General features: G+C 29.6%; 24 protein-coding genes and 1 other annotated feature. Of the genes, 20 read left to right on the top strand and 4 right to left on the bottom strand.

Annotated features, from left to right (window positions below; translation table 11 throughout):
- Positions 1-106 precede the first annotated feature (106 nt).
- On the top strand, positions 107-1,987 hold the full coding sequence (locus BV55_RS0102380; protein ID WP_029451147.1) for an LTA synthase family protein: 1,881 nt from the start codon (positions 107-109) through the stop codon (positions 1,985-1,987).
- 115 nt (positions 1,988-2,102) lie between these two features.
- Here the strand turns inward: BV55_RS0102380 and BV55_RS0102375 are convergent, their stop codons facing one another.
- Entirely contained in the window at positions 2,103-3,290 is a 1,188-nt protein-coding gene (locus BV55_RS0102375; protein WP_157469589.1) for an amidase domain-containing protein, read from the bottom strand.
- A gap of 137 nt (positions 3,291-3,427) precedes the next feature.
- Here BV55_RS0102375 and BV55_RS0102370 point away from each other — a divergent pair, with 137 nt between their 5' ends.
- The 9 genes from BV55_RS0102370 to BV55_RS0102330 all read left to right on the top strand — a co-directional run bounded on the left by BV55_RS0102370 (position 3,428) and on the right by BV55_RS0102330 (position 10,953).
- Positions 3,428-4,765 carry an MATE family efflux transporter gene (locus tag BV55_RS0102370; protein ID WP_029451143.1) on the top strand — a complete coding sequence of 446 codons (1,338 nt, stop codon included), beginning with the start codon at positions 3,428-3,430 and terminating at the stop codon, positions 4,763-4,765.
- A gap of 166 nt (positions 4,766-4,931) precedes the next feature.
- Positions 4,932-5,630, top strand: coding sequence for a DUF1538 domain-containing protein (locus tag BV55_RS0102365; RefSeq protein ID WP_035794212.1), 699 nt, complete (start codon positions 4,932-4,934; stop codon positions 5,628-5,630).
- Positions 5,631-5,642: 12 nt separating this feature from the next.
- Entirely contained in the window at positions 5,643-5,960 is a 318-nt protein-coding gene (locus tag BV55_RS0102360) for a P-II family nitrogen regulator (protein WP_029451140.1), read from the top strand.
- A gap of 241 nt (positions 5,961-6,201) precedes the next feature.
- Positions 6,202-6,651, top strand: coding sequence for a MarR family winged helix-turn-helix transcriptional regulator (locus tag BV55_RS0102355; RefSeq protein ID WP_029451138.1), 450 nt, complete (start codon positions 6,202-6,204; stop codon positions 6,649-6,651).
- Between the two features lie 20 nt (positions 6,652-6,671).
- The gene (locus BV55_RS0102350; RefSeq protein WP_029451137.1) at positions 6,672-7,037 is read left to right on the top strand and encodes an HsmA family protein; all 366 of its coding nucleotides are present in this window, start codon (positions 6,672-6,674) and stop codon (positions 7,035-7,037) included.
- A gap of 319 nt (positions 7,038-7,356) precedes the next feature.
- Positions 7,357-8,193, top strand: a complete 837-nt coding sequence (locus BV55_RS0102345; RefSeq protein WP_207640791.1) for a YkgJ family cysteine cluster protein — start codon at positions 7,357-7,359, stop codon at positions 8,191-8,193.
- 185 nt (positions 8,194-8,378) lie between these two features.
- A complete protein-coding gene (locus tag BV55_RS0102340; RefSeq protein WP_029451134.1) occupies positions 8,379-8,756 on the top strand; it encodes a RidA family protein in 378 nt (125 codons plus the stop codon).
- A gap of 272 nt (positions 8,757-9,028) precedes the next feature.
- Positions 9,029-9,619, top strand: coding sequence for a 50S ribosomal protein L25 (locus BV55_RS0102335; protein ID WP_051652375.1), 591 nt, complete (start codon positions 9,029-9,031; stop codon positions 9,617-9,619).
- 509 nt (positions 9,620-10,128) lie between these two features.
- Positions 10,129-10,953 (top strand): aldo/keto reductase, encoded by an 825-nt coding sequence (locus BV55_RS0102330; RefSeq protein ID WP_029451132.1) that lies wholly within the window; start codon positions 10,129-10,131, stop codon positions 10,951-10,953.
- Positions 10,954-11,114: 161 nt separating this feature from the next.
- Here the strand turns inward: BV55_RS0102330 and BV55_RS0102325 are convergent, their stop codons facing one another.
- Positions 11,115-11,912 (bottom strand): cell wall hydrolase, encoded by a 798-nt coding sequence (locus BV55_RS0102325; RefSeq protein ID WP_029451131.1) that lies wholly within the window; start codon positions 11,910-11,912, stop codon positions 11,115-11,117.
- A 243-nt stretch (positions 11,913-12,155) separates the two neighbouring features.
- Positions 12,156-12,380: a binding site (T-box leader), on the top strand.
- Between the two features lie 72 nt (positions 12,381-12,452).
- Between BV55_RS0102325 and thrS the strand changes: the two genes are divergently transcribed.
- Positions 12,453-14,375, top strand: a complete 1,923-nt coding sequence (gene thrS, locus BV55_RS0102320) for a threonine--tRNA ligase (protein WP_029451127.1) — start codon at positions 12,453-12,455, stop codon at positions 14,373-14,375.
- A 46-nt stretch (positions 14,376-14,421) separates the two neighbouring features.
- On the opposite strand, the gene BV55_RS0102315 is transcribed toward thrS, so the two are convergent.
- Positions 14,422-14,997 (bottom strand): DUF3867 domain-containing protein, encoded by a 576-nt coding sequence (locus BV55_RS0102315; RefSeq protein ID WP_029451126.1) that lies wholly within the window; start codon positions 14,995-14,997, stop codon positions 14,422-14,424.
- 143 nt (positions 14,998-15,140) lie between these two features.
- On the opposite strand from BV55_RS0102315, the gene BV55_RS0102310 reads away from it, so the two are divergent.
- Together BV55_RS0102310 and BV55_RS15235 are read left to right on the top strand one after the other, a co-directional pair.
- Positions 15,141-16,001, top strand: coding sequence for a CorA family divalent cation transporter (locus tag BV55_RS0102310; protein ID WP_029451125.1), 861 nt, complete (start codon positions 15,141-15,143; stop codon positions 15,999-16,001).
- Positions 16,002-16,183: 182 nt separating this feature from the next.
- Positions 16,184-17,421 (top strand): IS3 family transposase gene (locus tag BV55_RS15235; protein ID WP_242850839.1). Its coding sequence is split into 2 segments (ribosomal slippage): positions 16,184-16,523 and positions 16,523-17,421, totalling 1,239 coding nucleotides; the frame shifts between segments, so codons are not numbered across the junction.
- Positions 17,422-17,501: 80 nt separating this feature from the next.
- Here BV55_RS15235 and BV55_RS0102295 read toward each other — a convergent pair.
- A complete protein-coding gene (locus BV55_RS0102295; RefSeq protein WP_029451121.1) occupies positions 17,502-17,771 on the bottom strand; it encodes an ATP cone domain-containing protein in 270 nt (89 codons plus the stop codon).
- 197 nt (positions 17,772-17,968) lie between these two features.
- Here BV55_RS0102295 and BV55_RS0102290 point away from each other — a divergent pair, with 197 nt between their 5' ends.
- The 7 genes from BV55_RS0102290 to lplA all read left to right on the top strand — a co-directional run bounded on the left by BV55_RS0102290 (position 17,969) and on the right by lplA (position 26,202).
- On the top strand, positions 17,969-19,012 hold the full coding sequence (locus tag BV55_RS0102290; RefSeq protein ID WP_029451120.1) for a M42 family metallopeptidase: 1,044 nt from the start codon (positions 17,969-17,971) through the stop codon (positions 19,010-19,012).
- 242 nt (positions 19,013-19,254) lie between these two features.
- On the top strand, positions 19,255-20,367 hold the full coding sequence (gene gcvT, locus BV55_RS0102285; protein ID WP_029451119.1) for a glycine cleavage system aminomethyltransferase GcvT: 1,113 nt from the start codon (positions 19,255-19,257) through the stop codon (positions 20,365-20,367).
- Between the two features lie 12 nt (positions 20,368-20,379).
- A complete protein-coding gene (gcvH, locus tag BV55_RS0102280) occupies positions 20,380-20,763 on the top strand; it encodes a glycine cleavage system protein GcvH (protein ID WP_029451118.1) in 384 nt (127 codons plus the stop codon).
- A 3-nt stretch (positions 20,764-20,766) separates the two neighbouring features.
- On the top strand, positions 20,767-22,110 hold the full coding sequence (gcvPA, locus tag BV55_RS0102275; protein WP_029451117.1) for an aminomethyl-transferring glycine dehydrogenase subunit GcvPA: 1,344 nt from the start codon (positions 20,767-20,769) through the stop codon (positions 22,108-22,110).
- Positions 22,111-23,571, top strand: coding sequence for an aminomethyl-transferring glycine dehydrogenase subunit GcvPB (gcvPB, locus tag BV55_RS0102270; protein ID WP_029451115.1), 1,461 nt, complete (start codon positions 22,111-22,113; stop codon positions 23,569-23,571).
- 16 nt (positions 23,572-23,587) lie between these two features.
- Complete coding sequence (gene lpdA, locus BV55_RS0102265) at positions 23,588-24,985, top strand: dihydrolipoyl dehydrogenase (RefSeq protein ID WP_029451114.1); 1,398 nt, start codon at positions 23,588-23,590, stop codon at positions 24,983-24,985.
- A 239-nt stretch (positions 24,986-25,224) separates the two neighbouring features.
- On the top strand, positions 25,225-26,202 hold the full coding sequence (lplA, locus tag BV55_RS0102260; RefSeq protein ID WP_029451113.1) for a lipoate--protein ligase: 978 nt from the start codon (positions 25,225-25,227) through the stop codon (positions 26,200-26,202).
- Positions 26,203-26,209 lie beyond the last annotated feature (7 nt).

Raw genomic sequence — 26,209 nt, 5'->3', positions numbered from 1 at the left:
TTTCGTTTAAGTATAGAGTTGATTTAAGAATTTTAAAGTAAAAATAATTATATAGTACATAAAATATCATTATGAGTGGTATTAGATCTAATTTAGGAGGAATTCTATGAATAAGTGTAACCTCGAAGAAGAAAAAAAGAGATCTGTTGTTAACAATATTAATAAGAAAAATAAAAATGTGGATTATATGTTTATATTAACTTATTTTATTATATTAATTAAGGATATATTCATGTTATCTATTATCCATAGTGATAATATAAATATTTTTAATAAAAATATTATAATACAGTTTATGGATCCAAGAAAGATGAGGATTTTCACACATTCTTTAGTAATAATTATAATCTTATCTTTTGCATTCTTATTTAAGAAAAAAGGTAGACTTAAATATTATATTACCGTAGATATTATATTTTCATTACTTATGATTGTAGATCTTGTAACTGCTAGATCTATAGGGGGATTTATAACATTAAATTATTTAAAACATGGAAACCTAAGCTTTAAGGATATATTTAATTTTTATAAATACCTAAGGCCTATAGATATAATATTTTTAATGGACATACCATTTATTATAAAACGTTACAAAAGGGATGCTTTATTATATAAGGAAAAAAGAAAAATACCAGTATTCATACTTGTATTCCTTGTGGCTATATTTAGTGCAAATTACATGCATAAGATGCTAGATGTTAAGGGAAAAGTGGATGACGTAGGATTTATAACCCACTACTGGGAACCCTTTGGTAGCATATATGACACTTCACCTTTAGGATATATTGCATTTGATTTTTATGATGATTTAAAGGGGAATAAAAGATCTGAACTTACATCAGAGAAGACAGAGGATATTGAGAAATGGTTTGATGCAAATAAGGAAGACATTCCTGAAAATGATTATAAAGGAATCTTTAAAGGGAAAAATGTTATCTTAATTCAGACTGAGTCAGTTGAAAATTTTATGATAAATCAATCTATTGGAGGAGAAGAGATTACTCCTTATTTGAATAAGATGATTAAAAATAGTTTGTATTTCCCAAACTTTTATGATCAAACAAACTCAGGAGTAAGTTCTGATGCAGATCTTATGACAAATACGGGGCTATTTCCTATAAGGGGTAAAAGTACATTTTGGGAAAATCCTTATACTGAGTATGAATCTCTACCTAAGATATTAAAAGATTATAATTATAATTCCTTATTGCTTCACGGAGAGAAGGGTGGTAATTGGAACTTCAAAATTGCTACGGAAAATATAGGATTTGATAAGGTTTTAGATAGACGAGCTATTAATATAAAGCCTGAAGAGGTAAATTATTTTGGTGGTATATCAGATAAGACTATATTAATGTCATTTTTAGATAATATAACAGAGATGGAAAAGCCTTTTTATGGCCATGGGGTAATTTTAAATTCACATTTTGGCTTTGATTATGTGCCAAGAGAGGAATGGAGGTTAAATCTTCCTTCAGATTTAAATGGTAGTATGGTGGAAAAGTATCTTCAAAGTGTAAATTATGTGGATAAAGAAATAGAATACTTTATAAATGAACTTAAAGAAAAAGATTTAACTAAAGATACTATAGTAATAATAACAGGAGACCATGGTGGTATAAACAAGTATTGTATGGAAGATGTTTCAATGTTTAAGGATAGCTATCCATGGATGGCAGGAGAGCACCCAAAGGTTCCTTTCATAATATATAGTGAAGGATTTGAGGGAGAGACTGTAGATACCATAGGAGGCCAAATAGACATACTACCTACATTGTCCTATCTTTTAGGTGTGGATAAAGATAAATATGTAAATTCCTCTGTAGGAAAGGTTCTTGTAAATACTAACAAAAACTATGCTCTATTAAATGACAATAGTATAATTGGAGATGTAAAAGAAGAGGAGAAAGAGCACATATTAGATGGATTTTGGGTTTCTCATAATATTATAAAAGGAAATTACTTTAAATTAAAATCTAATAAATAGTTTTAAATATAGATGAAAGGCTAAAGGACCTTGGAGGATTTATCCAAAGTTCTTTAGCCTTTACCATACATAATCTGTATCTTTATCAGTGTACTATTTTTAATGCGTTAAGGGCTTATCTTATATGAATTAAATAAAAACTTATATTTTTATCTCCCCAACCTAAATCCCAAGGCACGTGATATCTATCTGTAGTATGGGAATTTATTAAAGGATATCCATGAGAATCAAAATCTGTAACTATAGCAAAGTGATCTATATCATTGCCCTTGGCATAGGCAATTATATCTCCAAAATTAAGTTTTGAAACTTCTCCATTTGCACTAGTGTTGGAAGGTGCTGCAAGGGTGTTAAATGTGCCTTTTTTTATTAAGGTACCTCTACCACTATATATAAGATAGTTTTTAAAGGCATCTGCATTTACAAAGGCAGCACTACCATTAGCACCTTCAGCTTTGTTATAAACACAAAACCAAGTGCCATCAAAGTTTAATCCACCGCCCTCTTCCTTGTCGCCGATGCATTGAGATACGTAATTGGTACAGTTACCTCCAATTCCAGTGAAGTTTTTGTATTTTTTATTGTACCTTTTACCCTCACCAATAGCCCATGGTATTCCACAATATTTATCAGCATAATTCACAGCTTCTAATCTATTATATTGACCCTTTTTTACATTAGGATAAGAAGGTTTAGGCTTATCATAATTAGGTATTTTAAAATCAAGAGGGGAGTTAGAAATATGAATATCCTCTTTTATTTCACCAGAATAAGCCTTTAGTGCATCTTCGAAACAATCAGTATACCAATCATTATATATTACAAATTTATCTTCTCTTTTTATAAGCTCTAATGAATGTAGTAATCCTACACCAAATATGTTTTCAGTTAATGGATCATCATCTTTGTAAGTATATTTAAATTTATAGTACTCATCCAAGGTTATCTTAAAACCTTTATTAGTAGGACTTATCCTTTTTATTTTAGATTCAGAGCTTACATCAGTAAAGATCATATCTCTTTTATATGCCCAGTCCCTAAGATATTTTATTCTCTTAACCTCATGCTCAAGGGACCACCTTCCAAATTTATTTGAGGTATCAAAATGGCTAGAAAGGTTTGAAAGATCGCCATCTATAAAGGACATACATCTAGAATTATATATAGAGTTTATTACTTCTTCAATCTCTTCTTTTGTTTCATCGCTTACCTTTTGTTCGTTAGAAGCACTAGCTTTTGAAAGGTTAAACATAGTAAAAAATAAAATTAAAAATATAGTTAAAATCTTAGAATTTCTTTTCATAATAAATCCCTCCAGCATTAAACATGGTTCTAATATAGTATTTCCAAAGATACACTTTAATATAGACAAAAGTTATAAGTATTTAGTGATATATAAGGAAATGATTATAACTAATAACAATTCTTAGAAGGTTTTTTATGAATAAAAAAGATGAAGTTTTAAACCTATCTCTTCCTATAATTAGCCAAATGGTAGTTTATACCTTTATGTCTATTTTTGATATGATGATGATAGGTAAATATGCAGGAAACAAAGCTGTAAATATATTAGGTCTTAGTAATGCTATGGTTACAACTTTTGTAAATATAATTATTATAAATGGTATATCCATAGGTATGATATCAATAATATCAAGGTATGTAGGTGCTAAAGATAGTTATAAAGCAGCTCTTTTTTCCTATAATGGAATTATCATTGGAGTGCTTATGGCTTTAATTATAACCATCACAACATTCCTATTTGGAAATCAGATACTGTATCTAATGGGAGCTAGAGGTGATTTATTATATATAACTTTTAATTTTAGCAAGATAAATGCAATAGCTATGTTTTTTTATATAATATCTAGCTTAATAAATTCTATGTTTATAGCTTATGGATATAGTTATATTCCACTACTAAGTTCTTTGATTCAATTTGTTACTAAAATATTTTTAAATTATATTTTTATGTTTATTATATTTAAAAACTACATAAATATAAATATTGTAGCTATTTCTTCTTTAATTTCTTATATAGCTGGTTTTATGTTTTGTATTTCTATGGTTAGAAAATATAGATTTAAATTCAAAATTTTACTTGGAAAACTTAAGTTTTCGTTAAGTGCAACAAAGGAAATAATAGATCTATCCCTTCCATCTTCTTTTGAGGAGGCAGCTTACAGCATAAGTAGGCTTATATGTACAAGTATAGTTATGTACTCGGGGAGTATGTATTTTTCAGCTAATGAAATTGCAAATACTATAGAATCTATATCTTTTATGCCTGGTACTAGTTTTGGTATTGCTACAACTACTCTTGTTGGAATTAAAATAGGAGAAAGGAATATAAAAGAAGCTAACACGGTTGCCTTTGATTGTGCATTTTATGCTTTAATTATGATGTGTAGTTTCTCTCTACTGTTTCTTTTTATGCCTAATTTTCTTGTTAAGTTTTTTGTTGGTAAGGGTGACTTGAAGGTATCATATCTTGCAGGCAAATGCCTTGCTATAGGTGCGATAGAACAGCCACTTATTGCTATATCTTTGGTTTTTGCAGGAGGATTAAAAGGTCTTGGAGATACTAAAACACCCTTTTATATATCGGTATTTACTGCCTTTTTTATAAGACTTCCTTTAATATATTATTTCATGCACATATTAAAATATAGCATAACTGCGGTATGGTGGATTACAGCATTACAATGGGGAATAGATGGTGTATTAATGCTTATATGCTTTAAGTATAAAATATTTAAAAGGTTAACAAAGTGTTAAGAATATTGCAACTTATTGATATGGGAAGACTAGTTTGTTATAATAAGGTGCGTATTAAAAAGATATGGTAAGGTAGAAAGATATTTTACTGTAATAATGGCAATATTTAATGATATTTGTTTGTTTGTTAAATATAATAGCACTTGACATTTTAGGGGGGATTTATTTGGTTTTAAACATTTTAAAAGGATTGGCTTTAACAGCTAAAGATATAATACCTGTATCTTTATTTCTAATAATATTTCAGATTTTTGTACTTAAAAGTCCTATAGGAGATACTAAGCCACTGATATTAGGTATTTTATTAAGTACTGTTGGTTTATATATTTTTATAAAAGGACTAGAAATTGGACTTATGCCACTAGGAAGCTCGGTAGGATCTAAATTACCATTATTAGATAATAAGCTACTAGTGATAGTTTTTGCATTTATACTTGGATATACCACAACACTTGCAGAACCAGCGTTAGCATCTTTGGCTATGGAAATAGAGGAACTTTCAGTTGGAACTATGAAGAATAAATGGCTCATTCATGCAGTAGCAACAGGTGTTGGAATAGGAATATCACTTGGTATGATAAAGATAATGTATAATATTCCATATACTCATATAATAATACCAATGGTATTACTTGCATCCATTCTTGCTTATTTTGCACCAAGTAGTATAACTGGTATAGCCTTTGATTCAGGGGGAGTTACTACGGGCCCTGTTACAGTTCCATTAAATATGGCACTAGCTATAGGATTATCCTCTGTAATAAGTGGCAGCGATCCTCTAATTGATGGATTTGGTATAATAGGTCTAGCTTCCATTACTCCTATAATTGCTGTATTATTATTAGGTATTATAGTAAAGTTTTAAGGAGGTCATTTTATGTTTGAAGTAGAGGCTATTATAGTCATAGTTGATAGAGGAGGGGCACATAAATTAATTCAAAGTGCCAAAGGTGCAGGAGCCAAAGGTGCTACCACATTTTATGGACGAGGTACAGGGGAGAGCGAAGGAAAAAGGTTTTTTAATTTAGATGTAGAGCCCTCTAAAGAGGTTATAATTATACTTTCCGAAAAAGAAAATAGTAAAAAGATAATGGATGAAATAATTAAAGTAGGAAAGCTTAATGAACCAGGTACAGGAATAGTATTTACAGTACCAGTATCTAGCATAGTAGGCTTACATCATAGAGAACTTTAAATAGATTTTTATAGTTATGATGTTCATAAAGAAAAAATTAATATTAAACTGTGATTTTGATGTAATTTATAATAGTAGATTAAATATTGATTTAAATAAAAAAATGAACTATAATTAGTTTGCATAGAAACTAATTATAGTTCATTTTTTTGTAAGGGTTAAAATTAAAAAGTAATAGTACTTAAATGGTAAATGAGTTTATTGACTTTTTTCATAAAAAAGATGGTATGGAGTGATTTAATTGGAGAAAAAGCCTCAAGGTATTAAAATTGCAAGTTTAATACGAGAAATCAATTTAAAGCTTAATAATAATATAAGTAATAATTTTAAAAATAGTGGATTTACTACGCCTCAAATATTACTTATAAAGCTGCTTTCAATAGAGGGGCCTCTTAATGTTAGTGAAATAAGTGAAAAAATGTTTCTTACTAAGGGTACAGTTTCTGGCATTATAGACAGGCTTGAAAACCAAGAAGTTGTAAAAAGAAATAGATCTAATGAAGACAAAAGAATAGTGAGTGTAGTACTTACAAATAAAGGTGAAGACATAACTAAAACTATGCGTGGAACAATAAATAAGTATTTTGATACTATTTTTTCAATATGTAAGGAAGAGGACATGGAAAAGATAATAAATGGGTTAGATATACTTAAAAGTGTTTTAGATGAAAATTGTGAGGAAGACAAATAAAAATAGTTTAGGAGGGTATTATGTTAGTAGCAGCTATAATTTCTATAAGTTTAGCGCTTGTTTGTTATACCATAGGAGTATGGAGTGAAAAGATACAAGGCAAATTAAAAACATGGCATTTAAGTTTTTTTTGGATAGGCTTTGTTTTTGATACAATTGGAACAACTCTTATGAAAAAACTTAGTGGTAGTACTAGTTTTAATCTACACTCTGTAACTGGAGGTTCAGCCTTAGCTTTGATGTTAATACATGCAATATGGGCTACTGTTGTTATCTATAAAAAAAGAGAAAAGGGTGCAAAAAGCTTCCATAAGTTTAGCTTGGTAGTATGGGTTATATGGCTCATACCATATATAACAGGCATGGTTATTGCAATGAAAAGATAAAGATTTAGTAATTTTAAAGAAAGGCTGAAGTATAGTTTTTCTTAAATAAGTTAATTACAAAGTTAAAGCTATAAAAGAGATATTAATTACTTTAAATTAAAAGTAATTAATATCTCTTTTGTATTTAAAATGTATTGCATTTTAATAGCTACATAGTATTTAACTGGAAATCACAAGGGATTTAATACAATGAGTTCCATTTTATGTGTAAATATTAGACATATTATTTAAATATATGATAGAATATAATAAGCTTTCCAAATGGGAATATAAAAGCTTTAAAAAATCTTTAGGAGTGAGTTAGTTGGGCAGTATTCTTATGAAAGAAAAAAAGGTAAAGATTAAAGATCAAAACCTTTGTCTTTGTAATAGTGGTAAAGCTAATGAGGATTGTTGTAAATTAAAAAAACAAGAGTATTATACTTTAGGAAAAAATTATGAAGATAAAGACATAATATTTAATCATACATTTAATATGGAAGTCTATGATGAGATAACAGATTATGCTATGTATAATATTTTTGATTTAGAAGGACAATCAGTTTTAACCATTAGTAAATCCATAGAAATTTTAAATAACATATATGAAAAGGTTAATAGGGGAATGAATCAATTTGTAGATTTTGCTGCTTGTAAAAAGGGCTGTTCCTCTTGTTGCAGTCTTTATGTAGACCTTACAGCTATTGAAGCTGAAAATATTAGAAGATATATTGTAGACAATAAAAGAGATGATGAAATAAATGTTTACAAAACAAAGTTAAAAGAAATTAAAGAAAAGGTGGAAACTACTTCAAGACCTTATGAATTAAGCAAAGAAGATTTAGACAATCTGCATTATGAATATGCTTTAAAAGATATACCTTGTATGTTTTTAAAGAAAGATGGATCTTGTAGTGTATACGAAGCAAGACCTTTAAGTTGTAGAAAGTTTATAGTATTTTCATCTAGAGATAAATGTGAAGATAATGTTTCAAAAGTAATATCACCAAATCTGGCTCCAACTAATATAGGAAGACTTGCAATAGATCACTTATCCATGATTACAGGAAGATATAAGAATTTAATTTACATAAATGAAGGGGATAAAAGTCCAATTAAAAGACCTCTTATACAGTGGATTAAAGAAGACTTTGATGATATAAATAGACAACCTTAAATTAAGCTTTTATCTATAAAGTTAAGGATAGTACATGAATTAAAAGTTGAAATAAAAGGAATTAAAATGTATTATAATACTATAGACTAAGTGATGTGGCAAAGAGACTTAAAGGTACTAACTAGGTTTAAAATGCTACTAATTAGTCTAAAATTCATACATAAAGTATACAAGGAGGAATAGAAATGAATAAAGAAGTGATATCGACAAAAAATGCTCCAGGGGCTATTGGACCTTATTCACAAGCTATGAAGGCAGGTAATTTTATTTATACTTCAGGACAGCTTCCAATTAACCCAAAAAATAATGAATTAGTTGAAGATATAAAAAATGCTACAGCTCAGTGTCTTGAAAATGTTAAAGCTATATTAGAAGAAGCGGGAACATCCATGGACAAGGTTGTTAAAACTTTAGTATTTTTAAAAGATTTAAATGACTTTTCAGATATGAATGAAGTCTATGCAAGTTATTTTAAAGAAAATCCACCAGCAAGATCTTGCATCGAAATTTCTAAATTACCTAAAGATGCTATTGTAGAAATAGAAGTTATAGCTTTAATATAAAGTGATTCTTAGACTCATATTTATTATGATTTGATTAAATTTTATATATGAAATTATTTTACTTGAAAAGCCTTGTTTAAAACAAGGCTTTTTTTGAAAATAATATGTGAAAAATTCTAAATTTTAAGACAATCATTTAAACAAAGGGTTAACAAAGTATAAACAAAGCATCTTAAACCTTGACATAAAAAGCCATAGGTATACAATTAAACGTATAAATCACTGTAGATGACTGGTCTACTTGAATTTATTTTAAGAAAGGGGTAGATTAGATGCCAGTAGATAATATACTAGCTTTAGAAAGAAGCTCAAATGCAAAAAAAATAAGAAGAGAGGGCTTCATACCAGGAATAATTTACGGACAAGATTTTGAATCAAAATCTGTTCAATTTGATTTTCTTGAACTAAATAAACTACTAAAAGATAACACAAAGACATCTAGATTTAAAGTTAATATTGGAAATTCCAGCACAAGGTGTATAGTTAAAGAAGTTCAAAGAGACTCAGCTACTGGAAAACTTATTCACATAGATATGCAATCTATAAGTGAAAATGAAGAAATTAAGATTAAAGTACCAATTACATTTACAGGTAAAAGAATGATTGAAAGTAAAAACTTAATGATTGAAAATTACCTAACTGAATTAGAGTTAAGTGGTAAGATGAAATATATGCCAGAGGGAATTGAAATAGATGTAGAAGATAAAGAATTTGGTGATAAAATTATCGTAAGCGATATAATAATAGATTCTAATCTTGAAGTTCTTGATGATAAAGATGAAGTTGTTGCATTAGTATCTTCATCAAAACAACAAGAAATTGACGAGGATGAAACAGAAGAAGTTTTAACTCCTGAAGAATAAAGTATTTTAATGGATTTTATAGGTTATGATAAAGTAATGATTTATAAAGTTAATTATAAACAGCATATATAATAAAAAACACTATAGGGTAGATGTTAAAAAGTCTACTATATAGTGTTTTTTAGGTATTAAAATAAAAAAAGTTTTAAACTTTGATTCAAATAAGATTAAAAAGATAGGTAAATTGTTGGTAAGTATTTTAAATTTATATTTTTAGATGTATATATGGAGGATGGTATTAATATTGTAAGAGGATATGCAAAATAATACACAATAGTATAAATTTCAATATAGAAGATGTAATATTCAGATAAAACTTTATAAAACTAGTACAGATTCCAATTCTATAGATACAAAATTAGAAAAAAGATAATGCTTATTTAATTATCTATGTTATAATAAATACATACTATAACTTTGAATGTAATAAGTTTATAGTTTGTTTGTTAATGATTTTATATAATAAAGCTATATATTTAAAAAGCATGTAACATATCAGGAGGTATAAGATGAAAACTTTGACTAAAAGTTTTAAGTTGAATAATGGTATACAGATGCCTTGTTTAGGATTTGGTACTTTTGAAATTGAGAAGGATGATGCTATTAGGGCCTCCATATTAGAAGCATTAAATGTCGGATATAGGCATATAGACACTGCATCTATGTATAAAAACGAAGAGGGAATAGGAAATGCAATTAAAGAAAGTGATGTTTTAAGAAGAGAGATTTTTTTAACAAGTAAGGTTTGGAATGGGGATCATGGCTATGATAGTACCCTTAAAGCTTTTGAAGCTTCCCTTAAAAAACTTAAAACAGACTATTTAGATTTATACCTAATACATTGGCCTAAAGATTTAAATAAAGAAACATGGAAAGCTTTAGAAAGGCTTTATGATGAAAAGCTTATAAGAGCCATAGGGGTTAGTAATTTTAAAGTACATCATTTAAATGAAATTATGGCAAAAGCTAATATATGTCCTATGGTAAATCAAGTTGAATTTCATCCTCAGCTTCAAAATAAAGAGGTTTTAGATTTTTGTCTAAAAAGTAATATCCAGTTAGAAGCCTGGGGACCACTTATGCAAGGTGAAGTCTTCTCAATAGATCTTATGAAAGATCTTGCGATTAAATATAATAAAACCATATCACAAATTACATTAAGATGGGATATTCAAATGGGAGTTGTAGCAATACCTAAATCAGTAACTCCAAGTAGAATAAAAGAAAACACAGAGATATTTGATTTTGAGATCTCTTTAGAGGATATGGAAAAGATAGCTTCTTTGAACAAAGAAGAAAGAATTGGGCCTGACCCAGATGAAATTACTTTTTAACCTATTAATTAAGCCATTTTAAAAATATATCTTAATACAATTGAGAATTCCATTTGAAAATTTAAATGGAATTCTCAATTTTTTTTAATTAAGATATGTGAAAATATAGCAGCATATAGTTAAGTCATGCTCCACGTACTTATGTGGTAAATTTTCATTAACTAATATTTGAATATTAACCTACCTATAACGGCAGCATCCTTTTTTGATAAAAGCCACTTGTTAGTAACGGTATCATCAAAATAGTATAAAGCGCCATTACTTGGGTCAGACCCATATAAAGCTTCTTTAGCAGCTCTTTTTGAATCTTCAGAAGCTGGTTTATTTATAAAACCATTCATAGTAGGTGTAAACTGATAATATCCATCACTTTTATCGAAAATTACATCTTTTATTGAGGATGGAAATATATCGCTTTTAATCCTATTTAAAATTACTGCGGCAACGGCTACTTTTGCACTATAAGGTTCTGATTCTGATTCTGCTGTTACAAGTCTAGATAATAAATCTAGATCTTCATTAGAATAGTTAACTATAGGATTTTTATTTTCAATTGGAGGGTTTGGCTTTTTACTTGGTGGATTTACTATAGCAGGTCCTCCATTTGGTATAGTTAATACTTGATTTGGATATATTAAGTCTGTATATATGTTGTTTGCAAATCTTAAATTATCAATGGATATACCATATTTCTTTGCTATTTTAAATAAGCTATCTCCAGATTTAATGGTATACTCTGTAGAATTTACATATAGCTTTTGACCAGGGTATATTAATGAAGATTTAAGACTATTGTCATTCATTATAGTATTATATGGAACATTAAATAACCTTCCTATTTTAAAAAGTGAATCACCACTTTGCACGGTATATGTAGCAGCTTGTACATAGTTAGAAGTAGATATCAAAACTAATAAACTACCCGCTAGTACTTTTGATTTTAAAGATTTTAATCTCATTTATGATCCATCCTTTCATTATTTTAGATTTAAGGGTAGTGTAACAAAGGTTTGTACATAAAATCTATAGTAGATAGGTGGCATCAGTGGGCATATGTGGTTAAAAGGTTTTAGTTATTATAAAGGTATTTTGTACCATGTATTGATATTATATTATACACCAATATTTTATTTTTACTTATTTACATAAATAGTATTGACATTATATTATAACGTGATATAATTTTGTACAATATTAAAAATATAAATACAGTGAAGAGAACAGTAGGTTGGATAGAAATTTAAAGAGATAGGATACCTTGGCTGAAAGTATTCTTAAATAAAATCAACCGAATACCATCTCTGAGTAGAGTGCTGAAATATATAGTAAGCATTTCCGTGTACTAGCGTTAATAGTTTCGAGGGGGTACAAATTTTTTAGAAAGTTTGTTACCAATTTGGGTGGAAACGCGTTTACTCGTCCCATTTCTGGGAGGAGTTTTTATTTTACAAAAAAATAAATTCAAGTAAATTAATATAGATTAAAGAAGGAGGATTATTATGATTAAGGTTACACTAAAAGATGGAAGTATTATAGAGGTTGAAAAAGGAACAAAGGTAAGTGAAATCGCAAAAAGCTTAAGTCAAGGTCTTTATAAAAAAGCATTATCAGCTAAAATAAATGGAAAAAGATCTGAGCTTATGGCTGAAATAAACGAGGATTGTAAATTAGAAATATTAACTTTTGAAGATGATGATGGGAAATGGACATTAAGACATACTGGATCTCACATTTTGGCTCAGGCAGTTAAAAGATTATACCCACAGGTTAAATTAGCAATAGGACCTGCTATAGAAAATGGATTTTATTATGATTTTGAAGCGGACTTTTCTTTTACACCAGAAATATTAGAAAAAATAGAAAAAGAAATGCAAAAGATAATAAAAGAAGATTTAGAATTAGAAAGATTTGAGCTTCCAAGATCAGAAGCTATCGAGTATGTAAGGAATAAAGATGAAGATTATAAGGTAGAATTAATACAAGACTTACCAGAGGATTCTATTATATCATTTTACAAGCAAGGTGAGTTTGTCGACTTATGTGCAGGTCCTCATGTACCTTCTACTAAAAAGGTTAAAGCAGTTAAATTGTTGTCTCTTGCAGGAGCTTATTGGAGAGGTGACGAAAAAAAGAAAATGCTTCAAAGAATATATGGAACAGCTTTTGCAAAACAAAGCGAGCTTGAAGCATACCTAAATATGTTAGAAGAAGCTAAAAAAAGAGATCATAGAAAGATAGGTAAGGAGCTCGGACTTTTTGCGATGCATGAAGAGGGTCCAGGATTCCCATTCTTTTATCCTAAAGGAATGGTCCTAAGAAATCTTTTAGAAGATTACTGGAGAGAGGTTCATAGAAAAGCAGGATATGATGAGATAAAAACTCCTATTATATTAAGCGAATCTTTATGGCATCAGTCAGGACACTGGGATCACTATAAAGAAAATATGTATTTTACAAAGATAGATGAGGAAGACTTTGCAATAAAACCTATGAATTGTCCTGGATCTATATTAGTATATAAAGATAGTATGCATTCTTATAAAGAGTTACCAATAAGACTTGCAGAGCTTGGCCTTGTTCATAGACATGAACTTTCAGGTGCTTTACACGGACTTATGAGAGTTAGATGTTTTACTCAAGATGATGCTCATATATTCATGACTAAAGATCAAATTACAGATGAAGTTGTAGATGTTATTAAATTAATTGATGAATTTTATAAGAAATTTGGATTTGATTATTTTGTAGAACTTTCAACTAGACCAGAAAACTCTATGGGAAGCGATGAGGATTGGGAACTTGCAACAAATGGTCTTAAGTTAGCTTTAGATAAAGCTGGGCTTAAATACAAGATAAATGAAGGCGATGGAGCATTTTATGGTCCTAAGATAGACTTCCACTTAAGAGATTGTATAGGAAGAACTTGGCAGTGTGGAACAGTACAATTAGATTTCCAAATGCCTGAAAGATTTGATATTTCCTATATAGGTGCAGATTCAGAAAAGCATAGACCAGTTATGGTACACAGAGTTGTATTTGGAAGCATTGAAAGATTTATAGGTATATTAATAGAACACTTTGCTGGAGCATTCCCAACATGGCTTTCACCAGTACAAGTTAAGGTATTACCTATATCTGAGAAATTCCATGACTATGCAAAACAAGTTGAAAAACAACTTAAAGAAAAAGATATAAGAGTTGAAACTGACTTTAGAGCTGAAAAGATTGGTTACAAAATTCGCGAAGGACGTATGGAAAGAGTACCTTATCTATTAATAGTAGGTGAAAAAGAAGTAGAAAATAATGAAGTTTCAGTTAGAAGTAGAAAAAATGGAGACGAAGGTGTTTCATCACTAGATAGCTTTATAGAAAAGATACAAAAAGAAGTAGATAGTAAAGAAAATTATTTAGTTGAAGTCTAAAAAGTAAATAGAGTATAATAAAAAGCGACTCTAGGGTCGCTTTTTATTAATATTCATAAGTTTTTATATTTTCACATAAAGATATATTTAAAGGCTTATCTTCTATTACCTTTTTATATGAACATAAAAATTCATTTAGTTCTAAATCCTTAAGGTTTATGGCATTACTGCTTCTAAGAATTACATTTTCTTTATCTAAGATTATATCTACCTTATTAGAATTATTGGATATAGAATAGGTACTAACCACTTTTGAATTTAGGCTGTTCTTATATTTTTCATTAAATCCTATAGCCTTCCTTATATTCTCATAGTCCGACTCTATTGGCATTTCAGAAAAGTTTAGACCTAAACTTTTCATTTGAGCTTCTATATCTTTAGGATCTAAACCATACCTTTTCATCATTTCTTTTTGAATGTTAAAAAGTTTTTCAGAAGAAATCGAGTTCTTATCCATATATTCTTTGATTTTTGAAGAAAATGCTGCTATAGATAATTCGCCTTGAGATAAAGAATAATATAGATCATATATATATTGTTCAAAATTATCTATATCCTTTTCCCTAGCTTTATTTTTAAGTTCATTAAAATCAACAATTCTATCATCTTTATTATCAGTCATCTTAAATCCTCCTTAGTTACTCTATTATACTATGCTTAAATACATTATAATAGTATACAACATATATTTAAAGTAATTATTGCATCCACGCTGTTTTAAATATATAACTTAATTAATTGTAATAGTTTAAAGGAGAGGTTAATTTGGGTATAGTATTATATAAAGATGGTAAGATAGAAAAAAACAAAAGATATAAAGAAATAAAAAGTGGAGATGCAGTATTATATTTAACAGACGTATATGAAGATATGTTCACTAAAAGGAGTTCAAATATTAATTTTAGCAGGGACATAGAGATAAAAGATAAAAATAAGATAGTTATTAATATGCCTTATGTAGATGAATTAAATAAAAAAAGAGTTGAGGCTGTACTTGAAGATGGATTAGTATCCTTATATTTTAAAGAAAAAGGGTTCATAGAATTTATAGAAGAAAAGATAAGTAGGAATAAGGAAATAGATTATAAAACTGTGTTTTTGTCATTATTTCAGTTCCTTATGTTAAGTTATGATCAGAAGCTAATAAAGCTAGAAGATGATGTGGAAATTAGGTTCGAAGATGCTGTAGCTAAAGATAGTATACAACTTGAATCGCTTTTAAAGGATAAGAAGAAAATATATATGATTAAAAGATGCACTAATTATTATAAGTCTATACTAGTTTATCTTGAAGATGAATTTAATGATATTAAACTTTATGATAAATTATTTTTTTCTTTTCAAGATACATTAAATCTAGCTGAAAATGTTGAGTCTTCTATATATTCTTGTATAGATATTTACAACTCAATATATTCTAATAGAATGAATAAGACTATGGAACTTTTAACATTTATAACGGTGATGTTGCTTCCAGCTAGTATATTATCAGGAATATTTGGTATGAATTTTAAGTTTATGCCATTATTAGATCATCCACAAGGATTTTATATAACTGTAGCTGTCATGATGTCAGCTGTAGCATTTGGTATAATATACTTTTTTACAAATAGAAAGAGACGATAAAAAATTATGGAGTATTTAGTTCGTTATATAATAATCAATTACATATTATTCTACAAAAGATGCAGGTAGTTAAAAAAGTGTCAATCATATATTGTATATAAGTTTTTAATAAAAGCAGCCTAATTCTGAGCCGACCCCTAAAAGTTAGACCTAAAAATCTAGCAATTGGAGGTCGGTTTTTTATGGCAAAATATGATTATGAATTCAAGAAAAGAATTGTAAATTCATACATGAATGGTGAAGGGGGAAAAAACTTTTTAGCAAATAAGTATGGTGTAAAATCTTCTCGAGATGTTATGAAATGGGTAAACGATTTTAGAATTGCTGGTCCTGATGCTTTACGACCCAAAAGAAAGGGGCGCCGTTCCAAAGTGTCTAAGCCAAAGGAAAGTAAACTCACAAATATTGAAAATGTAAGCAATAATTCAGAGTATTTAAAACAACTTGAAGATGAAAATCTCAAGTTAAGAATAGAGAATTCCTATTTAAAAGAACTGAGGAGGCTGCGTTTAGAGGAGGAAACTCTTCTGAAAAAAAAGCGAGAATCATCCACAGCCTCCGCGGAGATTTCAAACTGAAAGATATTCTCGCATTCACAGGTTTTCCTAAAGCAACATATATGTACTGGCAAAAACGCTTTGATAGAGAAAATCCAAATGAAGATCTTGAGCAAAGAATCCTTGAAATTAGAAAAGAAAACAAAGATTTTGGTTATCGTCGGATTTATGGAGAATTAAGAAAACAGGGACTCATTGTAAACAAAAAACGTGTTCAAAGAGTTGTTCAAAAGCTTGGGCTACAAGTTTCTTCGTTTACCAGAAAAAGCCGTAAATACAGTTCTTATAAAGGCAAGGTGGGCAAGGTTGCTCCGAATAGAATTCACAGGAGATTTGATACTCATATTCAACACCAAAAGATTACAACAGACACCTCTGAATTTAAGTATTATGATATAGATGACAAAGGAAGAATGATCATCAAGAAGCTCTATCTGGATCCATTTATGGATATGTACAATAGAGAAATAATTAACTATGCTATTTCACAACGACCATCTGCTGAGAATATAATGAATGCTTTAAATGAAGCCATAAAAATTACAAGCGATTGTAAATACAGGCGCACATTTCATTCAGATCAAGGATGGGCTTACCAAATGAAGGCTTATAGTTATAATCTGAATGAAAATAAAATATTCCAAAGTATGTCCCGGAAAGGAAACTGCCATGATAATTCAGTAATGGAAAACTTCTTTGGAATTATGAAACAAGAAATGTATTATGGTGTGGTTTATTATAGCTATGAGGAACTGAAAGAGACAATAGACAAATACATAAAGTATTATAACGAGAAACGAATTAAAGAGAAACTAGGATGGATGAGTCCTGTAGAATACAGACTTAGCCACTTAGCTGCATAAAATTATTGCATAGCAGTTAAAAACTACTACGCAATAAAGTCTAACTTAATGGGGTCACATCATTCATTAGGCTGCTTTTATTAAGAATTTATTGAATAACTTGCATATTCTTTTGCTAAGTTTTTAAAACCTTGATTCTTTAAAATAGTAATAGTTAAAGCAAATAGCTCATAACTGGAAGTCTTTTCATTACGGATCTTTTTTATTTCAGTATAAATTTCTTTGGTTATATTATTTATATCACCTTGAGTTAAGTTCGTTTTTGCATCCAAAGCAGCATTTAATATGCTAGTTCCCAACTTCTTTTCATCAAAATCTTCTATTCTACCACTCTTTTTTATTACCTTCATATAAACACCTCCTTTTTTAATTATAACCCCATTTTTTCATATTGCAAAATATAGACTATCTCTTCATTACACAAAATGTAAGGATATTTTGCACTATAAGCATTTAAGGTGAGGCTTATATGAAAAAATATTTGTGATATAATTAAAACCGTAATATATAATTAAAACCGTAATATATAATTATAGGGGGAATAAATATGAATATTGATATGGAATACTTGCTTAATATGATGAAAAAGTATATGGATATACCAAGCCCTGGAGGTTATACGAAAATAGCTATTGAGGAAGCTAGATTAGATTTTGAAAAGCTAGGATTGAAAACAGTTATAACAAAAAAAGGTGCATTAATTGCTACGTTAGAGGGGAAAAACACCGAGGAAGAAATAATAATATCTGCTCATATGGATACATTAGGAGCTATGGTAAAGGAAATAGAAGCTGATGGTAAGCTTAAATATAAAAGAATAGGTGGAGGGTGCTTTGGTTCTATTGAAGGAGAAAATTGTCATATAATAACTGAATCCGGACGTGAGATAAGTGGATCCGTTATGCCTAGAACCGCATCTACTCACATATACGGACAAGAAGTCGCAAATTTAAGTAGAAATGAAAATAATATGATAATAAGAATAGATGAAAAGGTAGAAACAAAAGAAGATGTATTGGATATTGGTATAAATGTTGGTGATTTTATTTATATGGATACAAGAACAAAGATAACAGAAAGTGGCTTTGTTAAATCTAGATATTTAGATAATAAGTTAGCAGTGGCAATGGTATTTGAAGTATGTAGATATTTAAAAGAAAACAAAATAACACCATGTTGTACTACAGAGTTTTATATTAGTAATTATGAAGAAATGGGACATGGAGTATCAGGTAACAATATATCAGATAAAGTTAAAGAAATGGTAGCTATTGATATAGCACCGGTAGGAAAGGGACAAGAGTCTTCAGAGTATGCTGTAACCATTGCAGCTAAAGATAGAAAGAGTGTTTATGATTATGAATTAAGACGTAAACTCTCAGGTATAGCAAAAGAAAATAATATAGATTACAGGGTAGATGTTTTTAATTTTTATAGTTCAGATGCTACTCACGCTATACTTCAAGGTGGAGATTTTAAATTTGCATGTATAGGACCTGGAGTAGACTCTACACATCACTATGAAAGAACACATTTTTCAGCTATAGAAAATAATGTGAAACTTTTAGTAAAGTACATTGAGAACAATTAAAGTACTTAGAATCAAGGCACATAAATGAGTTAGAGCATCTTGTAAAAAAATATAATCAATTAAACATTCAAAAAATTCGTAATTAACAGTGAAATGTATTGAAATTTTCTATAGGAAACTTTATAATAGCCTTAAAGAACAAGTTACTATAGTATTTTCAGTTCTTAGTAAGTTTGATATTTATATAAATTTGTTAATTCAAGTTTATTTATAATATATTTCAAATGATAGGGGGGCTAATATTGGATAATTTAAGGAAAACACCACTTATTGACTCATATGAAAAATACGGTGGCAAGGCAGTTGATTATGCTGGGTGGCTTTTACCAGTAGAGTTTGAAGGGATAATCCCAGAACATGAAGCCGTAAGAAATAATGCAGGGTTATTTGACGTTTCCCACATGGGAGAAATTACAGTAAAAGGTAAGGATGCGTTAAAGTTTTTACAACATATTATGACTAATGACATAGGAATTTTAGAAAACAATCAAGTCGTTTATACTTTAATGTGTTATGAAAATGGTGGAGTCGTAGATGATTTAATATTATACAAATTTGATGAGGGTGATTACTTTTTAGTTGTAAATGCTAGTAATGCAGATAAAGACTTTAAATGGCTTTGCGACAACAAAGAGGGTTTCGATATAGAATTAGAAAACGTTTCACCTAAATATGCTCAATTAGCACTTCAAGGACCAAAAGCACAAGAAATACTTCAAAGAATGGTAGATGTAGATTTATCAGAAATTAAATTTTTCTATTTTAAGAGAAATGTTAAAATTAAAGGTATAGATTGTTTAGTATCTAGGACAGGATATACCGGTGAAGATGGATTTGAAATATATATGGAACCTTCAGGAATTGTAACCTTATGGGATGCAATATTAAAAGAAGGAAAAGCGGATGGAGTTAAGCCTATAGGACTTGGAGCTAGAGACACTTTAAGATTCGAAGCAAACCTTCCTTTATACGGAAATGAAATTTCTCAAGATATAACTCCACTAGAAGGTGGTCTTGGATATTTTGTTAAATTAAATAAAGAAGAGTTTATTGGTAAAGATGTTTTACAAAAACAAAAAGCTGAAGGTTTAAAGAGAAAAGTTATTGGTTTTGAAATGACAGACAAAGGAATTGCAAGACATGGATATAATGTAGTAGATGAAAATGGAAAAGAAATAGGGATAGTTACTACAGGATATTTCTCTCCAACATTAAAGAAAAATATTGGTTGTGCATTAATAAATACTGAGAATTCTGAAATGGGTAAAGAAATATATATCCAAGTAAGAAATAGAAAATTAAAAGCAACTATAATAAGTAAAAAGTTTTATAATAAACAAACTAAAAGTAAATAGGAGGTATTAAATATGAAAGTTTTAAAAGATCTATTATATACAAAAGATCATGATTGGGTAAAGGTAGAAGGGGATAAAGCTTATATAGGACTTACAGATTTTGCTCAACATTCTTTAGGATCTATAGTATTTGTTGAATTACCAGAGATAGATAGTGAATTGGAAAAGGAAGAAGTGTTTGGAGTTATTGAATCAGTAAAGGCAGCTTCAGATTCTCTTATGCCAATTAGCGGTAAGGTATTAGAAATTAATGAGGAAGTAGTAGATGATCCTAGTGTTTTAAATGATAATCCATATGATAATTGGTTATTATGTGTAGAAGTAACTAATAAAGAAGAATTAAACGAATTAATAAATGCTGAAAATTATCAGGAGTTATGTAATAAGGAGGGGTAAAATATGTATCCTTATATCGCAAATATAGACCAAGATAAGGAAGAAATGCTTAAAATCATAGGTGTTAAAACTATGCAAGATCTTTTTAAAGATATTCCAGAAAACGTTTTATTAAATAAAGAGCTTCAAATTGAAAAGTCATCTTCTGAAATAGAAGTATCTAATAAGGTTAGTGAACTTGCAAGAAAGAATAAAAGCATAGATGATTATATTTGTTTCTTAGGGGCAGGTGCTTATGACCATTATATACCAGCAGTAATAAAGCATTTAGTATCTAGATCTGAATTTTATACAGCTTATACTCCATATCAACCAGAGATAAGCCAAGGAACATTACAAGGAGTATTTGAATTCCAAAGTATGATTTGCGAGCTTACAGGCTTAGATGTAGCAAATGCATCAATGTATGATGGACCAACAGCAGCAGCAGAAGCAGCAATATTAACATCTGTGTCAACTAGAAGGAAAAAGGTATTAGTATCTAAAACAGTAAATCCTGAAACAAGAAAGGTTTTAGATACCTACTTAAAATTTAGAGATGTAGAATATGTTGAAATAGAAGAAAAAGATGGTACTACAGATATAGAAAGTTTAAAAGGTCTTATGGACAAAGATACTGCAGGAGTATTAATTCAAAGTCCTAATTTCTTTGGAATAATAGAAGATGTCAGTGAGGCTGAAAAAATAATACATGACAATAAATCACTTTTCATAATGAGTGTGGATCCAATTTCACTTGGTATACTTAAAAGCCCAGGAAAACTAGGGGCGGATATTGCAGTGGGAGAAGGACAAGCGCTAGGACAAAATATAAACTTTGGAGGACCTTGTGTAGGATTCATGACAGCAACTTCTAAGCTTATGAGAAAATTACCAGGAAGAATAGTTGGTCAAACTGAAGATGTAGATGGAAAAAGAGGTTTTGTATTAACTCTTCAAGCAAGAGAACAACATATAAGACGTGAAAAGGCAACTTCAAATATATGTTCAGATCAGACATTAAATGCTATATCAGCAGCTATTTATATGTCTACACTTGGAAAACAAGGAATTAAAGAAGTGGCAGAACAGTGTATAAAAAAATCTCATTATGCTTATAACAAGTTGATTGAATCTGGTAAAGTAAAACCTTTATTTAAAGATAAACCTTTCTTTAAAGAATTTGCAGTAGCTTTAGATAAAGATGTAGATAAAGCTAATGAAGGTCTTGAAGATAAAGGCATATTAGGTGGATACAATATAACAAAGAATTACGAAAATCATAAAAATTCTATGCTTTTATGTGTCACAGAAAAAAGAAGTAAATCTGATATAGATAAGCTAGTTAAGGTAATGGAGGTGATATAGATGAGAGATTATAGTAAATTAATATTTGAACTTTCAAAAGACGGAAGAAAAGCATATTCACTTCCAAAGTTAGATGTTCCAGATATGGAGCTTGAAGAGTTGCTTCCAAAGGACCTTTTAAGAGATGATGAAATAGCATTACCAGAAGTTAGTGAAGTTGATGTAGTAAGACATTACACAGCACTTTCTAATAAAAACTATAGTGTAGATGTAGGATTTTATCCACTAGGATCTTGTACTATGAAATACAATCCTAAGATAAATGAAGATATGGCAGCTTTAAATGGTTTTTCTAGAATTCATCCTTATCAAAAAGAAGATCAAATACAAGGTGCTCTAGAACTTATGTATAATCTATCAGGAAATTTATGCGAAATTACAGGACTTGATGCATTTACTCTTCAGCCAGCGGCTGGTGCTCATGGAGAACTTACAGGGCTTATGATAATTAAACAATATCATAGGAGTAGAGGCGATAAAAAGAGAACTAAAATAATAGTCCCAGACTCAGCTCATGGAACTAATCCAGCTAGTGCAAAAGTAGTTGGATTCGATATAATAGAAGCAAAATCAAATAAAGATGGTACCGTAGATATTGAGGCATTAAAATCTGTGTTAAATGATGAGATAGCTGGTCTTATGCTTACAAATCCTAATACATTAGGTTTGTTTGAAAAAGATATAAGACAAATAGCAGATCTTGTTCATGAAGCAGGTGGATTGCTTTATTATGATGGAGCTAATCTAAATGCAGTAATGGGAATTACAAGACCTGGAGATATGGGATTCGATGTATGTCATTTAAATCTTCATAAAACATTCTCTACACCTCATGGTGGAGGAGGCCCAGGATCAGGACCAGTTGGAGTTAAGAAAGAATTAGAAAAGTTCTTACCTAGTCCAACAGTTAAAAAAGTAAATGAAGTATTTACCTTAGATTATAATAAACCAGAGTCTATAGGTAAGATAAAGAATTTTTATGGAAACTTTGGAGTTATGGTAAGGGCTTATACTTATATATTAACTTTAGGTAGCGATGGATTAAAAGAAGCTTCACAAGTTGCTGTTCTTAATGCTAACTACATTAAAGAAAGCCTGAGAGATTACTATAAAATAGCTATTGATAAAGTATGTAAACATGAAATAGTATTTGCAGGAATAAAAAATAAAGAAACAGGGGTTTCAACCCTTGATGTTGCAAAGAGGCTTATAGATTACGGATTCCATCCACCAACAATTTATTTTCCTCTTATAGTTGATAATGCACTTATGATAGAGCCTACTGAAACTGAGAGCAAAGAAACTATTGATGAGTTTATTGATGCTATGATTAAAATAGCTAAAGAAGCAGAAAAAGATCCTGAAATCTTTAAAACAGCTCCTCACAATACTCCAGTTAGAAGACTAGATGAGGTAAAAGCTGCAAGAACTCCAATTGTAAAATGGAGCAAAGAGAATTAGGAGGAGAGAATATATAATGGATAAGGATATAATTATAATAGGAGGAGGCCCAGGAGGATATGTGGCTGCTATAAGAGCAGCCCAACTCGGGCTTAACGTTACAGTAATAGAAAAAGATAAGTTAGGCGGTACGTGTCTTAATAGAGGTTGTATACCCACAAAGGCTCTTTATAGAAATGCAGAAATACTTAACATATTAGAAAATATAGATGAGTTCGGAATAAGTGTTTCTGATTATAGCATAAACGTAGCAAAGGTACAGGATAGAAAAAACAAAGTTGTACATACGCTAGTATTAGGAGTAGAACAACTTTTAAAAGCTAATAAGGTAGAAGTTATTTCTGGAGAAGCTACTTTAAAGGATAAAAATACAGTTACTGTTAAGACTGCAGATGGTGTGCAGGATATGAGAACTAAAAATATTATAATAGCTACGGGATCTGTTCCTTATATGCCTAACATAAAAGGTATTGAGGAAAAAGGTGTTGTAACTAGTGATGAACTTTTAGAATTTGAGGAAATACCAGAAGAGTTAGTAATTTTAGGAGGAGGCGTAATAGGATTAGAATTCGCTGGAATATTTAATGCTATGAAAACTAAGGTTAAAGTTATTAAAGCTTCAACAACAATATTTCCATCTGTAGATAGTGATATTACAAAAAGATATTCTGCTTATCTAAAGAAACAAGGCATAGAAGTTCAATCATCAGTAGATGTAAAATCTATTGAAAGACAAGGTGAAAAACTTGTGGTAAAAGCCGAGGGTAAAAAGGGAGAAATGTCTATAACTGCAGATACAATATTGATTTCTAAGGGGAGAAGAGCCAATGTAAAAGGCTTGGATATAGAATCATTAGGAATAGATATGGATAAAAAGGGAATAAGGGTAGATGAGAATCTTAAAACTAATATAGAGGGGATATATGCCATTGGGGACGTGAACGGTATATCACTTTTAGCTCATGCTGCATCAAGTCAAGGAGTTTATGCGGTAGAACATATAGCTGGACTTACAAATAAAAAATATGAAGCAATAATACCAGATTGCATATTTGTATTCCCAGAAATCGCTTCAGTTGGGGTTACTGAAGATGAGGCTAAAAAAAGAGAACTAGAATATAATGCAAGTAAATTTATGTTTGGTGCTAACGGAAAAGCATTATCTCTTGGAGAAGGAGATGGATTCATTAAAATATTATCACTTAAAGAAGATGATACCATAATAGGAGTACATATTATGGGACCACATGCTTCTGACCTAATTCATGAAGGTGCACTTGCAATAAATAATAAGCTTGGTGTAGAGGATATAAAGAAGACAGTTCATGCACATCCAACATTAAGCGAAGCATTTTATGAAGCTGCTTTAGGATTGAAGAAAGAAGCAATTCATATAGCACCTCCTAGAAAATAAAAAAACTTATGATGTTATGAGAGAAATAATACTAGCTTCCACATATTCTTAGAGTAACCTAAGGGTATGTGGATTTTAGTTATAAAAGACATTAGATATGGATAAAGGGCAAAAAATAAAAGACAAAAGATTGGATATATTTTATTCATAAGATATTTTTTGAAATATTATATACATAAATATTTTTAATAAATCATAATAACTATTAAAATCTTACATAAAATCAAAGGAGAAATTTCATGAGATATATAAATAATTTAAATACAGACGCTTATTTTAATTTAGCATCAGAAGAATATTTATTAAAGCATACTGATGAGGAATATTTTATGCTTTGGAGAAACGAGTCTTGCATAGTTGTTGGGAAAAATCAAAACACTCTTTCTGAAATAAATTTAGATTACATAACTGAAAATAGTATAAAGGTTGTTAGAAGACTTACAGGAGGTGGAGCCGTATTTCATGATCTTGGAAATATAAACTTCACCTTTATAGTAAACGATGGACAAAGTTTTAATGATTTTGAAAAGTTTGTGAAGCCAATAATTGAAGTTTTACATGAACTTGGAGTTAAGGCTGAGTTTTCAGGAAGAAACGACCTTTTGATAGAAGGTAAGAAATTCTCAGGAAATGCTCAGTGTAAGTACAAAAACAGGGTAATGCATCATGGAACCTTATTATTTTCTTCTAGTATGTCCGACTTAAGTAAAGCCCTTATTTCAAAACCTATTAAATTTACAGATAAAAGCGTAAAATCCATTAGCAGCAGGGTTACAAATATAAGTGATCATCTTAAACATAATCCTATGGATGTATTAGAATTTAAAGATGAAATATTTCACCACTTAGCTATTAAAGAAGGGGCAAAGATTGAAGAATTTAATGAACAAGAAATAAAGACTATAGAAAAGCTTAGAGAAGAAAAGTACAGTACCTGGGATTGGAACTTTGGTAAGTCACCTAAGTATAACTTTAAAGAAGAAAAGAAGTTTAAAGGTGGAACAGTAGAATGTAATGTTGATGTAAAGCTTGGAGTTATTAATGAAATTAAAATATATGGAGATTTCTTCGGCAGAGAAGATATAATAACTTTAGAAAATACCCTTAAAGGAATAAAACACGAAAAAGCTTCTGTTATTGAAGCCTTAAAAGATGTAGACATGTCTAATTATATGTCTAATATTACAAAAGAAGAATTGATCCAAGTATTATTTTAATTATCTT

This window comes from Clostridium algidicarnis (assembly GCF_000703125.1).
GTDB classification, from domain to species: Bacteria; Bacillota; Clostridia; order Clostridiales; family Clostridiaceae; genus Clostridium_L; species Clostridium_L algidicarnis.
The sequence above is the reverse complement of the archived record's forward strand: the minus strand, read 5'-3'. Positions and strand labels throughout refer to the sequence as shown.

What these genes read in the sequence shown, in the direction of transcription:
- BV55_RS0102380 (WP_029451147.1), top strand. Translation starts at nt 107, where the DNA reads ATGAATAAGTGTAACCTCGAAGAAGAAAAAAAGAGATCTGTTGTTAAC.
- BV55_RS0102375 (WP_157469589.1), bottom strand. Translation starts at nt 3,290, where the DNA reads ATGAAAAGAAATTCTAAGATTTTAACTATATTTTTAATTTTATTTTTT.
- BV55_RS0102370 (WP_029451143.1), top strand. Translation starts at nt 3,428, where the DNA reads ATGAATAAAAAAGATGAAGTTTTAAACCTATCTCTTCCTATAATTAGC.
- BV55_RS0102360 (WP_029451140.1), top strand. Translation starts at nt 5,643, where the DNA reads ATGTTTGAAGTAGAGGCTATTATAGTCATAGTTGATAGAGGAGGGGCA.
- BV55_RS0102350 (WP_029451137.1), top strand. Translation starts at nt 6,672, where the DNA reads ATGTTAGTAGCAGCTATAATTTCTATAAGTTTAGCGCTTGTTTGTTAT.
- BV55_RS0102345 (WP_207640791.1), top strand. Translation starts at nt 7,357, where the DNA reads ATGAAAGAAAAAAAGGTAAAGATTAAAGATCAAAACCTTTGTCTTTGT.
- BV55_RS0102340 (WP_029451134.1), top strand. Translation starts at nt 8,379, where the DNA reads ATGAATAAAGAAGTGATATCGACAAAAAATGCTCCAGGGGCTATTGGA.
- BV55_RS0102335 (WP_051652375.1), top strand. Translation starts at nt 9,029, where the DNA reads ATGCCAGTAGATAATATACTAGCTTTAGAAAGAAGCTCAAATGCAAAA.
- BV55_RS0102330 (WP_029451132.1), top strand. Translation starts at nt 10,129, where the DNA reads ATGAAAACTTTGACTAAAAGTTTTAAGTTGAATAATGGTATACAGATG.
- BV55_RS0102325 (WP_029451131.1), bottom strand. Translation starts at nt 11,912, where the DNA reads ATGAGATTAAAATCTTTAAAATCAAAAGTACTAGCGGGTAGTTTATTA.
- thrS (WP_029451127.1), top strand. Translation starts at nt 12,453, where the DNA reads ATGATTAAGGTTACACTAAAAGATGGAAGTATTATAGAGGTTGAAAAA.
- BV55_RS0102315 (WP_029451126.1), bottom strand. Translation starts at nt 14,997, where the DNA reads ATGACTGATAATAAAGATGATAGAATTGTTGATTTTAATGAACTTAAA.
- BV55_RS0102295 (WP_029451121.1), bottom strand. Translation starts at nt 17,771, where the DNA reads ATGAAGGTAATAAAAAAGAGTGGTAGAATAGAAGATTTTGATGAAAAG.
- BV55_RS0102290 (WP_029451120.1), top strand. Translation starts at nt 17,969, where the DNA reads ATGAATATTGATATGGAATACTTGCTTAATATGATGAAAAAGTATATG.
- gcvH (WP_029451118.1), top strand. Translation starts at nt 20,380, where the DNA reads ATGAAAGTTTTAAAAGATCTATTATATACAAAAGATCATGATTGGGTA.
- gcvPA (WP_029451117.1), top strand. Translation starts at nt 20,767, where the DNA reads ATGTATCCTTATATCGCAAATATAGACCAAGATAAGGAAGAAATGCTT.
- gcvPB (WP_029451115.1), top strand. Translation starts at nt 22,111, where the DNA reads ATGAGAGATTATAGTAAATTAATATTTGAACTTTCAAAAGACGGAAGA.
- lpdA (WP_029451114.1), top strand. Translation starts at nt 23,588, where the DNA reads ATGGATAAGGATATAATTATAATAGGAGGAGGCCCAGGAGGATATGTG.
- lplA (WP_029451113.1), top strand. Translation starts at nt 25,225, where the DNA reads ATGAGATATATAAATAATTTAAATACAGACGCTTATTTTAATTTAGCA.